Origin of the sequence: Amycolatopsis sp. NBC_00345 (genome assembly GCF_036116635.1) — a bacterium.
Classification (GTDB): Bacteria; Actinomycetota; Actinomycetes; order Mycobacteriales; family Pseudonocardiaceae; genus Amycolatopsis.
Genome location: NZ_CP107995.1, coordinates 4,699,757 through 4,713,422, shown reverse-complemented (window position 1 = coordinate 4,713,422; position 13,666 = coordinate 4,699,757). Strand labels below are relative to the sequence as shown.

At 72.8% G+C, this 13,666-nt stretch carries 11 protein-coding genes; 8 read left to right on the top strand and 3 right to left on the bottom strand.

Going from position 1 to position 13,666, the window contains the following annotated elements:
• Window positions 1-510 precede the first annotated feature (510 nt).
• The 8 genes from OG943_RS20780 to atzF all read left to right on the top strand — a co-directional run bounded on the left by OG943_RS20780 (window position 511) and on the right by atzF (window position 10,769).
• Window positions 511-3,189 (top strand): AAA family ATPase, encoded by a 2,679-nt coding sequence (locus OG943_RS20780; RefSeq protein WP_328611446.1) that lies wholly within the window; start codon window positions 511-513, stop codon window positions 3,187-3,189.
• A 152-nt stretch (window positions 3,190-3,341) separates the two neighbouring features.
• Entirely contained in the window at window positions 3,342-4,814 is a 1,473-nt protein-coding gene (gene rimO / locus OG943_RS20775) for a 30S ribosomal protein S12 methylthiotransferase RimO (RefSeq protein WP_442874751.1), read from the top strand.
• Window positions 4,811-5,464 (top strand): CDP-diacylglycerol--glycerol-3-phosphate 3-phosphatidyltransferase, encoded by a 654-nt coding sequence (gene pgsA / locus OG943_RS20770; protein WP_328611445.1) that lies wholly within the window; start codon window positions 4,811-4,813, stop codon window positions 5,462-5,464. The genes rimO and pgsA overlap by 4 nt, the downstream gene beginning before the upstream one ends.
• Window positions 5,464-5,964, top strand: coding sequence for a CinA family protein (locus OG943_RS20765; protein WP_328611444.1), 501 nt, complete (start codon window positions 5,464-5,466; stop codon window positions 5,962-5,964). Before pgsA ends, OG943_RS20765 begins: the two co-directional genes overlap by 1 nt.
• 100 nt (window positions 5,965-6,064) lie before the next feature.
• A complete protein-coding gene (locus OG943_RS20760) occupies window positions 6,065-6,538 on the top strand; it encodes a helix-turn-helix domain-containing protein (RefSeq protein WP_328611443.1) in 474 nt (157 codons plus the stop codon).
• A 227-nt stretch (window positions 6,539-6,765) separates the two neighbouring features.
• A complete protein-coding gene (locus OG943_RS20755; protein WP_328611442.1) occupies window positions 6,766-7,620 on the top strand; it encodes a PspA/IM30 family protein in 855 nt (284 codons plus the stop codon).
• 34 nt (window positions 7,621-7,654) lie between these two features.
• On the top strand, window positions 7,655-8,701 hold the full coding sequence (gene pspM / locus OG943_RS20750) for a phage shock envelope stress response protein PspM (protein ID WP_328611441.1): 1,047 nt from the start codon (window positions 7,655-7,657) through the stop codon (window positions 8,699-8,701).
• A gap of 322 nt (window positions 8,702-9,023) precedes the next feature.
• Window positions 9,024-10,769: an allophanate hydrolase gene (gene atzF / locus OG943_RS20745; RefSeq protein ID WP_328611440.1), complete on the top strand. Its 1,746-nt coding sequence runs from the start codon at window positions 9,024-9,026 to the stop codon at window positions 10,767-10,769.
• Here atzF and OG943_RS20740 read toward each other — a convergent pair.
• From OG943_RS20740 to OG943_RS20730, 3 genes are all read right to left on the bottom strand, one after another.
• The gene (locus OG943_RS20740) at window positions 10,738-11,769 is read right to left on the bottom strand and encodes a quinone-dependent dihydroorotate dehydrogenase (protein WP_328611439.1); all 1,032 of its coding nucleotides are present in this window, start codon (window positions 11,767-11,769) and stop codon (window positions 10,738-10,740) included. The two genes, atzF and OG943_RS20740, sit on opposite strands and share 32 nt — an antisense overlap.
• Before the next feature lie 46 nt (window positions 11,770-11,815).
• Window positions 11,816-12,376, bottom strand: a complete 561-nt coding sequence (locus tag OG943_RS20735; protein WP_328611438.1) for a GNAT family N-acetyltransferase — start codon at window positions 12,374-12,376, stop codon at window positions 11,816-11,818.
• A 484-nt stretch (window positions 12,377-12,860) separates the two neighbouring features.
• Entirely contained in the window at window positions 12,861-13,664 is an 804-nt protein-coding gene (locus OG943_RS20730) for a DNA-formamidopyrimidine glycosylase family protein (protein WP_328611437.1), read from the bottom strand.
• Window positions 13,665-13,666 lie beyond the last annotated feature (2 nt).

Sequence of the window (13,666 nt, the reverse complement as noted above, 5' to 3'; positions counted from 1 at the left end):
GACGACGCCCCTATGCTGTCGTGCCGAGGGAACCGGCACGGGGGGAGCGGGGCGGAAATGACGCGCGCGGGGTGGGACGCGTTCCAGGCGGCCCAGGCGGAAGCCACACAGGGCCGCACGACATTGCTGGCGGGACCGGACGGCACTTCGTGGCTGCTCGTCCCCGGGCAGCCGGTGCAGTGGACCCGGCCCGGCGGCGCCTGGCAGTTCGGCACGGTGCCCGCGGATCCCGGCTACCGCGCCGCCACGCGGATCGTGCCGGCGAACGGTTTCGGGCAGGCGGGCCCGACGCCCGGCTCGCCTGGCCGACCCGGTCCGTCGGCTCAACCGGGCCAGCCTGCTCAGTCCGGTCCGCCAGCTCAACTCGGCCAGCCTGGTCAACCGGGCCAGCCGGCTCAACCCGGTCCGCCAACCGGCCGGAGTGGTCCTCCCGGCCCGAATCGCCCTGCCGCTGCTCCGCCACGCCTGGCCGCCGTCCCCGGCCCGCCGTCCGGCCCGGTTCCGCAGCCGGTGCCCGCGCGGACGGCCGAGGCGCCGGTGCGGGTCGAGAACCTCGCCTGCGGGGCGTTCGTCGCGGGGGCCGAGCCGGCCGGTGAGTTCGTGCGGCGGGTGGTGCAGGTCGTCGCCTGGGCCGACCGCAGCAGGCACGGCACCCAGGACGGCCAGGGCGAACCCCCGCCGCCGGAGCCGGAGCGGCCGAAGGGCAAGCAGCACGGGTACCTCGACGATCTCGCCCGGACCACCCGCTCGGTGACGTTCGACCTGCTCTCGGCCGGGAACCGGATGTGGGAGCGGCGTGAGCAGGAGCAGTACGAAAAGGCCCACGCCCAGTGGGTCGTCGCGCATCGGGACTGGGCGGCCCGGCAGAACTCGGGCATGAAGCAGCCGAACCCGTTCGTGCTGCTCGTCGGCGAGCCCCACACCGGGCAGCGCCGGTTGTGGCGGACGCTCCGCGCCGAACTCCGGGTCGCCGACGTCGGGTTCGAGGCCGAGGTGGCGGTCACCGCCCCGGAGCTGCTGGCCATGGCCGGCGACGAGCCGGTCGAGGTGGTGCTGCGCGAGCACGTCGCCAAGCAGGGGGATCCGCCGCTCCTCCTGATCGAAGAAGTCGACGCCCTCTTCGAGAAGGAACCCGGCGGCGTCCTGCGCGCGCTCCGGGACTACGCGCACGATCAGAACAGCTGCCGCCTGCTGGTGCTCGCGGGCACCGAGCGCGTGCTGGAGGTGCTGCGCACCGAGGCGCCGGACTTCGCGCAGGCGGTGATCCAGTACCGGATGGCGCGGTTCCCCCACCCCGGCCGGACGGCCGCGCTGCTGGACGTGGTCGCGGCTGAACGCTCGTTCGTGCTGCCGCCCGCGGTGCGAGATCGGCTCGCCCCGCTGGCCAGGGGCAACGGCGCCCGCGGGGTGGAGGCGCTGCTCGACGCGGCCGCCCGCGGGGCCGTCGCCGGCGGGGTGTCCCCGGACGGCCGGGTCCACCTCGGGCTGGAGCACGTCGCGCCGCTGGTCGCCGAGGCGGAGCAGCGGGCCGGCCGCCCGGTCGAGGACCTGCTGGCCGAGCTGGACGCGATGATCGGGCTCACCCCGGTGAAACAGCGGGTGCGGGCGCTGGTCTCCGAAGCGGCGATCGACGCGCGGCGCCGGGACGCGGGCCTGCCGGTCACGGTCCGCAGCCGGCACCTGGTGCTCACCGGCAACCCGGGCACCGCGAAGACGACCGTCGCCCGGTTGATCGGGAAGATCTACCAGGCGCTCGGGATGCTGTCCAAGGGGCACGTGGTCGAAGTGGCCCGGCCGGACCTGGTCGGCGAGTACATCGGCGAGACGTCGAAGAAGACCCGCGCGGTCTGCGAACGGGCGACCGGCGGCGTGCTGTTCATCGACGAGGCCTACAGCCTCGCCCTCGACAAGGAGGACGAGTTCGGGCGCGAGGCCGTCGCCGAGGTCCTGGTCCAGATGGAGAACCACCGGGACGACCTGGTGGTGCTCGTCGCGGGCTACCCGAAGGAGATGGACGGCTTCCTCGAGTCGAATCCCGGCCTGCGGTCGCGTTTCTCCTCCCGGATCGAGTTCCCGGACTACGACAACGACGAGCTGGCCGCCATCTTCCGGCTGATGGCCGAAAGCCAGGGTTACCGGCTCGACGGCGACCTGGCCGCGGCGCTGCCCGAGGCGATCCGCCGGATCCCGCGTGGCCGCGGCTTCGCCAACGGACGCTCCGCGCGCGGGCTGCTGGAGGCCGTGCTCGGGAAGCAGGCCGGACGGCTCGCCGCGCAGCCCGCCGGCCCCGACTCCGCGCTGGCGCTGCTGATCGCCGCCGACCTGCCGGGGGAGTCCGGGGTCGCGGTCGCCGACGACGCCGGACCGCGGCGCGGCCTCGACGAGCTGCTGGCCGAACTCGACGGCATGATCGGCCTCGACGAGGTCAAGCAGCGAGTCCGGGCGCTCGTCGCGGAGACCCGGATGGACGCGCGGCGCCGCAAGGCCGGGCTGCCGGTCGGCGCGCGCAGCCGTCACCTGGTCTTCACCGGCAACCCCGGCACCGCCAAGACCACGGTCGCGCGGCTGATGGGACAGCTCTACCGCGAGCTGGGGGTGCTGCCGTCCGGGCACCTGGTCGAGGTCGCGCGGCCGGACCTGGTCGGGGAGCACGTGGGGCAGACGGCGCCGAAGACCCGCGAGGTGTGCGAACGCGCGATCGGCGGCGTGCTGTTCGTGGACGAGGCTTACACGCTGGCGCAGGGGACCGGGTCCGACTTCGGCCCGGAGGCCATCGCCGAACTGCTCGTGCAGATGGAGAACCACCGGGAGGACCTGATCGTGATCGCCGCGGGCTACCCGGCGGACATGGACCGCTTCCTGGACGCCAACGCCGGGCTGCGCTCGCGCTTCGGCGGCACGGTCGAGTTCGCCGACTACGACGCCGCCCAGCTCACCGCCATCTTCGCCGCGATGGCGGCCGGGCAGGGCTACCGGCTGAGCGCGGACCTGACGGCCGCGCTGCCCGGGGTCATGGCCGGCATCGACCGCGGCCGCGGGTTCGCCAACGGCCGCTCCGCCCGGGCCCGGCTGGAACGCGCGATCGCCGCGCAGTCGCTGCGCCTGGCCGGGCCGGACGTCGACCTGGAGGCGGTCGGCGACGCCGAGCTCACCCTGCTGACCGCGGCCGACCTGGCCGAGCCGGGGTGAGCGACGGCGGGGGCCGGCACGCGGGGCTCGCACTGCCGACCGTGGCCGGCCTGCCGGTGCCGCGGTGCCGCGGTGCCGGGTCACCGGGCCGTCTCACCGTCTGGGCGACGCCGTCGCCGCCCGGCCCGACCCCGGCGGCTACGCTGAACGTCGTGCCTTCTCCCACCACTGAGCCTTCTACCACCGGGCCTTCCACCATCGAGCCGGCCACCGGCCGTCGGGTCTCCCTCGTGACGCTGGGCTGTGCCCGCAACGAGGTCGACTCCGAGGAACTGGCCGGGCGCCTGGCGGCCGGGGGCTGGGAGCTGGCCGCCGACCCGGACGACTCCGACGTCGTCGTGGTCAACACGTGCGGCTTCGTGGAGTCGGCGAAGAAGGACTCGGTGGACACGCTGCTGGCCGCCGCCGACACCGGCCGCAAGGTGGTCGCCGTCGGCTGCATGGCCGAGCGTTACGGCCACGAGCTGGCCGACAGCCTGCCGGAGGCCGACGCGGTGCTCGGCTTCGACCACTACGCCGAGCTGTCCGACCGGCTCGACGACGTGGTGGCCGGCCGCAAGCTCGCCTCGCACACCCCGTCGGACCGCCGCAAGCTGCTCCCGATCAGCCCGGTCCAGCGCCCCGCGGCCAGCGAGACCGTCGAGGTCCCCGGGCACGCCCAGCACGGCTGGGGCCCGCGTGTGCTGCGCACCCGGCTGGACACCTCGCCGGTGGCGGCGCTGAAGATCGCGTCCGGCTGCGACCGGCGCTGCTCGTTCTGCGCGATCCCGTCGTTCCGCGGTTCGTTCGTGTCGCGCCAGCCGGACGAGATCGTCGCCGAGGCGCAGTGGCTCGCCGAGAACGGCGTCAAGGAACTGTTCCTGGTCAGCGAGAACTCCACGTCGTACGGCAAGGACTTCGGCCGTGACGGCGCCAGCGCGCTCGAGCGGCTGCTGCCGCGGCTGGCCGAGGTCGAGGGCATCGAGCGGGTGCGCGTGTCCTACCTGCAGCCGGCCGAAACGCGGCCGCAGCTGGTCAAGGCCATCGCGACCACGCCGGGCGTCGCGGACTACTTCGACCTGTCGTTCCAGCACTCCAGCGAGCAGGTGCTGCGCCGGATGCGCCGGTTCGGCTCCACCGACTCGTTCCTCGCGCTGACCGAGCAGATCCGCGAGCACGCGCCGGAAGCGGGCATCCGGACCAACGTGATCGTCGGCTTCCCCGGCGAGACCGAGCACGACCTGGCCGAGCTGGAGCGCTTCCTGACCGGCGCCCGGCTCGACGCCGTCGGCGTGTTCGGCTACTCCGACGAGGACGGCACCGAGGCCGAGACCTTCGACGGCAAGCTGGACCCGCAGGAGGTCACCGCCCGCGTCACGCGCATCTCCGCGCTGGTCGAGGAGCTCACCGCCCAGCGCGCCGAGGACCGGATCGGCACCTTCGTCGACGTGCTGGTCGAGCAGGCGGCCGAGGACGGCGACGACGCCGTGGGCCGCGCCGCGCACCAGGCCCCCGAGGTCGACGGCGAGTGCGTGATCCTCGAAGAGGAACCGGTCCTGCGGCCTGGCGACCTGATCCGCTGCGAGGTCGTCGAGTCGGCCGGGGTCGACCTGGTCGTCCGCCCGGTACCGGACGCCGACCGGTGAGTGCCGCCCCCAGCGACGCGGGCGAGGGCATGACCCCCAAGGGAACCGCCCACCACGCCGAGGCCCAGGTGCCGGAGCCGACGCCGGTCCCGACCCTGAACCTGGCCAACCTGCTGACCCTCTCGCGGCTGGTGCTGGTGCCGCTGTTCGTGCTCGCGCTGTTCGACGGCGACGGCGCGGACACCACCTGGCGGGCGATCGCGACCGGCCTGTTCGTCGTCGCCTCGGCCACCGACCAGGTGGACGGCTGGGTGGCCCGTAAGTACGGCCTGATCACCGACTTCGGCAAGATCGCCGACCCGATCGCGGACAAGGCCCTGATCGGCGCCGCGCTGGTCGGGCTGAGCGTGCTCGGCGAGCTGCCCTGGTGGGTCACGATCGTGATCGCCGTGCGGGAGATCGGCGTGACGCTGCTGCGGTTCTGGGTGATCCGCCACGGCGTGATCCCGGCCAGCCGCGGCGGCAAGGCCAAGACGATGACGCAGATCCTGGCCATCGTCGTCTACCTCCTGCCGCTGCCGGCCGGGGCGGACCCGGTGCGCTGGGCGCTGATGGGCCTGGCCGTCGTGCTGACCGTGGTCACCGGCGTCGACTACCTGGTGCGCGCGGTCCGCCTGCGTGCCGCCGGCCGTCGCGCTACGGGCGCCTGATGCCCGCTCTGTCCGATCCCGCTGTGCTAGATCTCGACGGGCAGGCCGCCGGGCTGGTGGCGACGCTCACCCGGCGCGGCGAGACGGTGGCCGCGGCCGAGTCGCTGACCGCGGGACTGGTCTGCGCCACGCTGGCCCGCATCTCCGGCGCGAGCGCCGTCCTGCGCGGCGGGCTGGTGGTCTACGCCACAGAACTGAAGCACTCGCTGGCCGGCGTCGACGAGGCCCTGCTGGCCGCCCGCGGCGCGGTCGATCCCGAGGTCGCGGCCCAGCTCGCGGCCGGTGCCCGGGACCGCTGCGGCGCGACCTGGGGGCTGGGCCTGACCGGCGTCGCCGGGCCTTCCGGGCAGGACGGGGCGGCCCCGGGCACGGTGCACATCGGGCTCAGCGGGCCCTTCGGGCAGACCGTCCGTACCCTCTTGCTGAGCGGTGACCGTGACGCCGTCCGGACCGCCTCCGTGAACGCCGCCTTCACGCTGCTCGAGGAACAACTAGACTGAACGTGGCGTTCGCCCTTGGCGTACGCATGGGTCAAGTCCTGCGCCCGGGGCACCGCACTGGGTAACGTAGGGGACACCAGTTCGGGAAGGGAGGCGCGTGATGACCGTGCTGTTGCGTGAGGCGATCGGTGATCGGCTCCGTCATGCCCGCACCAACCAGCGTCGAACGCTGCGTGACATCTCTCGCGCCGCCAGGGTGAGCCTCGGGTACCTGTCCGAGGTCGAGCGTGGTCAGAAGGAGGCGTCCAGCGAGTTGCTGGCCTCCATCTGCGATGCCCTGGAGCTTCCACTCGGCGAGTTGCTGCACAAGGTCGCGGCCGATGTGTCGGCACTCGACAAGGTCGAGGTCGCCCCGGTCGACGAGCGTGTGGTCGAGGGCGCACCCCGCGAAACCGTGCCGGAGCGCGCCGCGGAGGCGTCCGCCAAGGCCGGTGGGTTCGAGGGCGGCAGCCTGGTGTCCGAGCTGATCGGCGACGACCTGTCCGATCTGCGGCTTTCGCCGTCGCCCCGGCTCAACACCACTCTGCGGACCACGATCGGCGCGCCGAAGCTCGCGTCGACCATTGCCGCATAACCACGTTTCGCACACGGACGGTCCCGGGCAGTCACCCGGGGCCGTCCGTTTGCGTCCGGTGCCGATCAGGGCCATCCCTGAATTCCCCCGGGGTCGCCTGGAACGGCGGGGGCCGACCTGACACGATGGAACCCAACGCCGGGGTCGGGACGTTGTGTGACTAGGGGAGTGACGCCCCACCTCGAGGTAACTGAGGCCCGTGGGACGCAAGAAGGCAGGCGGAGGAGATGGCCAACCCGTTCGTGAAGTTCTGGAAGTACATGATGGCGGCGTTCTCGTCGAAGATCGACGAGCATGCCGACCCGAAGGTACAGATCCAGCAGGCCATCGAGGAGGCACAGCGCAACCACCAGGCGCTGACGCAGCAGGCCGCCTCCGTGATCGGCAACCAGCGCCAGCTGGAGATGAAGCTCAACCGGCAGCTCGGCGACGTCGAGAAGCTGCAGGCGTCCACCCGTCAGGCATTGGTGCTGGCCGACGAGGCCCGCGGCAAGGGTGACGAGCAGAAGGCGACCGAGTTCGAGAACGCGGCGGAGAGCTTCGCCGCGCAGCTCGTCACCGCCGAGCAGAGCATCGAGGACCTGAAGACCCTGCACGACCAGTCGCTGCAGGCGGCCGCGCAGGCCAAGCAGGCCGTCGAGCGCAACGCGACGATGCTGCAGCAGAAGCTGGCCGAGCGCACCAAGCTGCTCTCGCAGCTGGAGCAGGCGAAGATGCAGGAGCAGGTCTCCGCCTCGCTGAACCAGATGAGCCAGCTGGCCGCGCCGGGCAACACCCCGTCGCTGGAGGAGGTCCGCGACAAGATCGAGAAGCGCTACTCCACGGCGCTCGGCTCGGCCGAACTCGCGCAGAACTCGGTCCAGGGCCGGATGCTCGAGGTGCAGCAGTCCGCCACGCAGATGGCGGGCCACTCGCGGCTGGAGCAGATCCGCAACTCGCTGCGCGGCGACTCGGTCGCGCAGGTCACCGACGGCGGTGCGGCGGCGAAGGCCCCGGCGGCCGCCAGCGGTGGCAACAGCGCCGACATCCAGCGGGAGATCCAGGCCCGCGTGCAGGCCGAGCAGGGCAAGAACCCGGCCTGACCCCTCAGGCCGAACGACTCCGGGGGCGTGTGTCATGGGCAGTAGTGGCAGAAGGCGGGACTTCAGCGAGTTCAACGCCAAGCTCGAGAAGCACATCGAGCGGCTGCCGGACTACGCCCAGCGGGCTCAGGAGAAAGCCCAGCGCGCCCAGGAGAAACTGCAGCGGTACTTCCCGCCGGCCGAAGAGGCCGGCGGGAAGCCCGCCGCCAAGCCGGTGGGCGGGAAGCCCGCCGCACAGCCGAAACCCGGCAACTTCCAGCACCGGCCGTCGCCGCCGCGCCCGATGGTGCGACGTCGGCCCACCGTGCCCACCACGTTCGCCGCGGTCGCCGGGCAGATGCCCGCGGTCGCGGAGGCCCGGGCGAAGTGGGACCGTTGGAACGAGCCCGCCGCGAAGCTGGAGCGGCGCAAGCGGCGCACTTCACGGGTGCTCACCCTGTGGATCCTGATCACCATCATGCTCGGGGTGCTGACCGTGCTCGCCGGGACCGGGCTGCTCGCGGCTGGAGCGCCCGAGATCGGCCAGGCCGTGCTGACCGGGTTCGGCACCGTCGTCTTCGGCACGTTCAGCGTGCGGACCGGCCTCAAGCTGCGCGGCCTCAACAAGGTCCAGCTGCCGTCCGCGCCGAGCGGGCCCCCGCCGCTGCCCGCGGCCGGCTCCGTGGCGCGAGAGCCGATGGAACGGCTCGCGGAGTCCGAGGCCTCGCTGGGCGAGCTGCTGAACCAGCTGGCCGTGCCGTCCTCGCTGGGCACGTTCGCCGTGCCGGAGGTGTCGGTGGCCGACGCCAGGGCGACGGCCGAGCAGGCCGCGCTGGCCCTGCGCGGGCTCGCCGGGCGGATCCAGGCCATCGAACGCGGCCGGAACTCGGCGCCGGACCGGGAGCGCGGCGCGCTCGACGCCGCCGTGGGCAAGCTGCGGGAGCAGCTCGACGACGGCATCGAGGGGTACGGCAGCCTGGTCGCCGCCGCGGGCCGCGCGGTCGCCGCCAGTAGCGACGGCCTGGGCACCTCGCGGGAGGCCCTGACCGATGCGACGGACCACCTCGCCGGGCTCGCGCTGGCCCTCAAGGACCTTTCCTGACCTGATCAGCGCTTTTCCGCCCGAGACGACTCGCTGGCACAGCCGCGGCGCACAGTCCGTCCGGATGGCCGAGTTTGAATCCCGGTCGGCGGGATCCGCGCGGACTACGCGTGACGGCCCGGGTTTCGATTGCGGTATCGAAACAATCGCGTAATCGGAAACGTCTGGCCACGGAAACGTTGGCTGTTTAACGTTTTTCCTATGCAGTCAGTGGTGGCACCCGCCAGGAACGGTGTCGAGGCCTGAGGTTCCGCGGCACCGGACGTACACAGTGGATTCTTACACAGTGGACTTTCTCGTAGCGCCGAGGAAAGGACGCCCCGTGACCACGCTCCCGCCGGAAACCGAACCCGTCCCCGTCCCGCCGCCCAGCGCGCACCAGCGCGTGGTGGCCGCCTTCGAGCGGATCGCCCAGGTCGACCGCCCCGATGTCTGGATCACCCTCCGCACCCAGGAGGAGGTGCTGGTCGACGCGAAGGCCGTCGACGAGCGCGTCCGCGCGGGGGAGCATCTCCCGCTGGCCGGGACGGTGCTCGCCGTCAAGGACCTCGTCGACGTCGCCGGAACGCCCACCACCGCGGGCTGCCCGGGGTTCTCTCGCGCGCCCGTGACCAGCGCGACCGTCGTCTCGCGGCTCACCGCGGCCGGTGCCGTGGTGCTCGGCAAGACGAACCTGGACCAGTTCGCGTCCGGGCTGGCCGGCACCCGCAGCCCGTACGGCGCGGTGGCCTCGGCGCTCGACCCGGAGAAGGTGGCGGGCGGGTCGAGCAGCGGCTCGGCCGTGGCCGTGGCCCTCGGCATCACGGACCTGGCGCTCGGCACCGACACCGGAGGCTCGGGCCGGGTGCCCGCGGCGCTCAACGCGGTGATCGGGCTCAAGCCCACGCTCGGGCTGGTGCCGAAGACCGGGGTGTTCCCGGCTTCGCCGTCGTTCGACTGCGTGTCGCTGTTCGCCCGCAGCCTGGCCCTCGGCCAGCGCGCGCTCGCCGTGATGACCGGGCCCGACGGTCTCGACCCGGCTGTCCGCGAGTGGCCCGCCGACGTCCGGCTGAGCGCCGGGCAGCGGCCGCGGGTCGCGATTCCGGACGAAGCCGGTCTCGCCGCCCTCGGCGACGCGGCCCGCCGGGCGTTCCACGTCGCTGTGACGGCGCTGGAGGCGTCCGGCGCGATCATCGAGGCCATCGACGTCACCGCGCTGCTCGACGCCGGGAAACTGCTCTACGGCAGCGCCTTGGTGGCCGAGCGCTACGCCTCGGCGGGGGAGTTCCTCGCCGGTGGCCCGGACGGGGCCGACGCGACCGTGTCCGGCATCGTCGCGGCCGCGGGCACGCATCTGGCCCACGAGCTGGCGGAGGCGCAGAGCCGCGTGGCCGAGCTGCGCGCCGAGGCCCGCAAGACCCTTGCCGGCCATGACGCCCTGCTGCTGCCCACCGTCACCGACCATCCCGCCGTCGCCGAGGCACTGGCCGACCCGGTCGGCGTCAGCAGCCGCCTCGGCACGTACAGCATGTTCGTCAACGTGCTCGACTTCGCGGCCGTCACGGTGCCGGTGGCGCCGGGGGACCAGCGGCCGTTCGGCGTCACGATCGCGACCCGGGCGTTCGAGGACCAGATCGGGTTCGACCTGGCCGCGGTGCTCACCGGCGAGCAGGAGCGTGAGCCGTACCCGGCGGAGGGAACCGACGTCGTCGTGTTCGGCGCGCACCTGCGCGGCCAGCCGTTGCACGGAAGCCTCGACGGCGCCCGGTTCACCGGGCCGGTCCGGACCGCCGAGCGGTACCGCATGGTGCTGCTGGAGACCGAACCGCCGCAGCCGGGCGTGATCCCGGGCCGGGCGGGGCTCGACGGCGAGCGCTGGCGGCTCTCGCCCGGGGCGTTCGGCCGGTTCGCCGGCGGGCTGCCGGAGCCGTTCGTGCTCGGGCGGGTCGAGCTGGAGGACGGCAGCACCCCGCTCGCGGTCCTGGTCGACCCGGCCGTCGCCGATGGTGGCGGCAGCCTCGACCGCTACGAGTCGTGGCGCGGTTACCTGCGCTTCGTCAGCACGGCCGGCCTGCGATCCCCCGGCTGACCCGGCGCACCAGCCCGGGCCCGTGCAGCGCGAACCCGGAGTAGAGCTGGACCAGCCCGGCCCCGGCGTCGAGCATCCGCGACGCGTCGTCGGGGCCGAGGATGCCGCCGACGCCGATGATCGGCAGCCGGCCGCCGGTGCGCTCGTGGACGAACCGGACGACCTCGAGCGACCGCGCGGTCAGCGGCCGCCCGGACAGGCCGCCGGTCTCGGCGGCGAGGTGCGCCTCGGCCGGGGCGACGCCCGCGCGGGACAGCGTGGTGTTGGTCGCGATCAGCCCGGAGACGCCGTGGTCCAGGCAGACCTCCAGCAGCTCGGCGAGGGCGTCGTCGGTGAGGTCGGGCGCCACCTTGACCAGCAGCGGGGTGTTCCCGCCCAGCTCGGCCGAGGTCCGGCGCAGCTCGGCGAGCAGCTCGGCCAGCGCGGTCTTGTCCTGCAGCTCGCGCAGGCCGGGGGTGTTCGGCGAGCTGACGTTGATGGCGAAGTAGTCCGCGTACGGGTGCAGCGCGCGCAGCGAGAAGCGGTAGTCCTCCACGGCCTCGTCGAGCGGGGTCACCTTGGACTTGCCGATGCTGATCCCCAGCGGCACCCGCGGCTTGCCGTGGGCGGCCAGCCGGTCGGCGAGCGCCTGCGCGCCCTCGTTGTTGAAGCCCATCCGGTTGATCACGGCGTCACTCGCGGGCAGGCTGAACAGGCGGGGCCGGGGATTGCCCGGCTGCGGGTGCCGCGTGACGGTGCCGACCTCGACGAAACCGAAGCCCAGCGCGGGCCACGCCGCGAGCGCCCGGCCGTTCTTGTCCATCCCGGCGGCGAGGCCGACCCGGTTGGGGAAGCGCAGGCCGAGGAACGTCACGGGGTCGTCGGTGCGGTAGACGGGGCTCAGCGGGCGGAGCGCGGGCGCGGTCCGGCTCAGCAGGGTGACGGTGCGCTCGTGCACCAGCTCGGGGTCGTGGAAGGCCAGCCGGTACAGCGCGGGCCGGACGATCTTGTCGAAGAGCACGGCCCCATGCTGCCCCATGGGCTGACGCCCGGCGTCCGGAACCCGGTCAGCGTGTGGCCTTCCACTCGTCCTCGAGCATGGCGTAGACCAGTTCGTCGGTCCACACGCCCTTGACGATCTCGTTCTCCCGCAGGTGCGCTTCCTGACGCATGCCCAGGCGCTCCATCAGCGCCTTCGACGCGGTGTTGCGGCCGTCGCAGCGGCCGATGATCCGGTGCAGGCCCAGCTCTTCGAAGCCCAGCCGCAGCAGCTCGGTGGCCGCCTCCAGCGCGAGGCCCTTGCCGTGGTGGTCGGGGTGGAAGACGAAACCGATCTCGCCCTGACGGTGCTCGGCGCTCAGGTACTCGAGGTTCAGGTCGCCGATCAGCTGGCCGGTCGCGGTGAGCTCGACGGCGACGGCGAGGAACTGGCCGTCCTGGCTGATTGTCGAGCTGTGCACCCGTTTCGCGAGGGCGGCGGCCGACTCGGCCCGGCTGCGCGGGCCCCAGTAGAGATAGCGGGCCACGTCGGCGCGGGACTGGAACGAGTTCAGCGCGTCCAGGTCGGCCGGGGTGAACGGGCGCAGGATGATCCGGTCCGTGGTGATCGGATAGTCGGGCCTGAGCATGCCGTTCAGGCTAGCCACTTTCGGCCGTTCGGTGTATCAGTTCGCCGACAGCGATCGCCGAAGCCGGGTAACCGAGCGCCGGACGGTCGTCGACGACGGTCCGGCGGCAGGATCTGGATTGTTCAAGGTGGTTTAAGGGGTGCTCCCGGGACGGCTCCCGGACGCCGTCAAACGTCCGAGCCCGAGCCGGACCGGTGCTCAAGAGCCCCGGGAGCCCGGTGGCTGCCTGGTATTCGCTATCAGGCACACACGCGAAGCAGGCGATGAGCCGAAGGTGGCTCGTGTTGTATCGCTGCTCAAAGTCCCTACGCGTGCTATCCGCTAGCGGACAGTCACCTCACGAGTCCTGTGTGAATACAACTTAGGACCACCTCCTCTCTCGTGTAAGACCACGCTAACCGCGAACCTCGGTGCGCGGCAACATCAATTACGCGATCGCCTTCGAGGGTTGGGCCCGCGTTCGCCGGCCGCGAACGCGCGGGGCTCAGTCCTCCGGATGCGGCCCGGGCTGGCAGCGGGGGCAGAACCAGGTCGGCCGCCGCCGGACGCCGTCACCCTGGCCCGCCACCCGCACCCGCGCGCCGCAGCGGAAGCAGCCCGAGCGGCTCCGCTCGTACACCCAGGTGCGCCGGCCGCGGGCGAGGTCGCCGGTGGTCACCTGCTCGTGCCGCCAGGCGTTGGCGAGCAGCAGTTTGCGGGCGAGCGCCACGGCCTTCGCGGCGTCCACTTCGGACACCGGCGTCCATGGCGAGACGCCGAGCAGGAAGCAGATCTCCACCTTGTAGAGGTTTCCGACGCCCGCCATGATCCGCTGGTCCAGCAGGGCCTCGCCCAGTTCGCGGTCCGGCTCGGCGCCCAGCGCGGCGGTGGCGCGCGCCGCGTGCTCGTCCGTCCACTGTGGATCAAGAAGGTCGGGGCCGAGGTGGGCGACGAGGTCGTGCGCTTCCGCGGACGGCACCAGTTCCAGGTCGTGCAGGCGGAAACCGATGGCCTGTACGTCGGCGGTCGCCAGCACCACCCGTGCGTGGTGGGCCGGGGTTCGCCACTTCGCGCCGGCGCGGTAGATCTCCCAGCTGCCGTCCATGCGCAGGTGGCTGTGCAGGGTCAGGTCGCCCGAGAAGCGCGTGAACAGGTGCTTGCCGACGGTGCCGACCCCGAGCACGTCACGGCCGGACAGGTCCACAGTGGCCAGTGCGGGATGACGGAACTCGCCGCGCAGCAGCGTTTTCCCGGCCAGCGCCTTGTCGAGCAGCTTCCCGGCGAGGAAGACGGTGTCACCCTCGGGCACGG

Excerpts from the sequence above, each read along its gene's own strand:
- pspM (WP_328611441.1), top strand. The coding sequence starts at position 7,655 with ATGGGCAGTAGTGGCAGAAGGCGGGACTTCAGCGAGTTCAACGCCAAG.
- OG943_RS20735 (WP_328611438.1), bottom strand. The coding sequence starts at position 12,376 with ATGCTCAGGCCCGACTATCCGATCACCACGGACCGGATCATCCTGCGC.
- OG943_RS20765 (WP_328611444.1), top strand. The coding sequence starts at position 5,464 with ATGCCCGCTCTGTCCGATCCCGCTGTGCTAGATCTCGACGGGCAGGCC.
- OG943_RS20760 (WP_328611443.1), top strand. The coding sequence starts at position 6,065 with ATGACCGTGCTGTTGCGTGAGGCGATCGGTGATCGGCTCCGTCATGCC.
- OG943_RS20755 (WP_328611442.1), top strand. The coding sequence starts at position 6,766 with ATGGCCAACCCGTTCGTGAAGTTCTGGAAGTACATGATGGCGGCGTTC.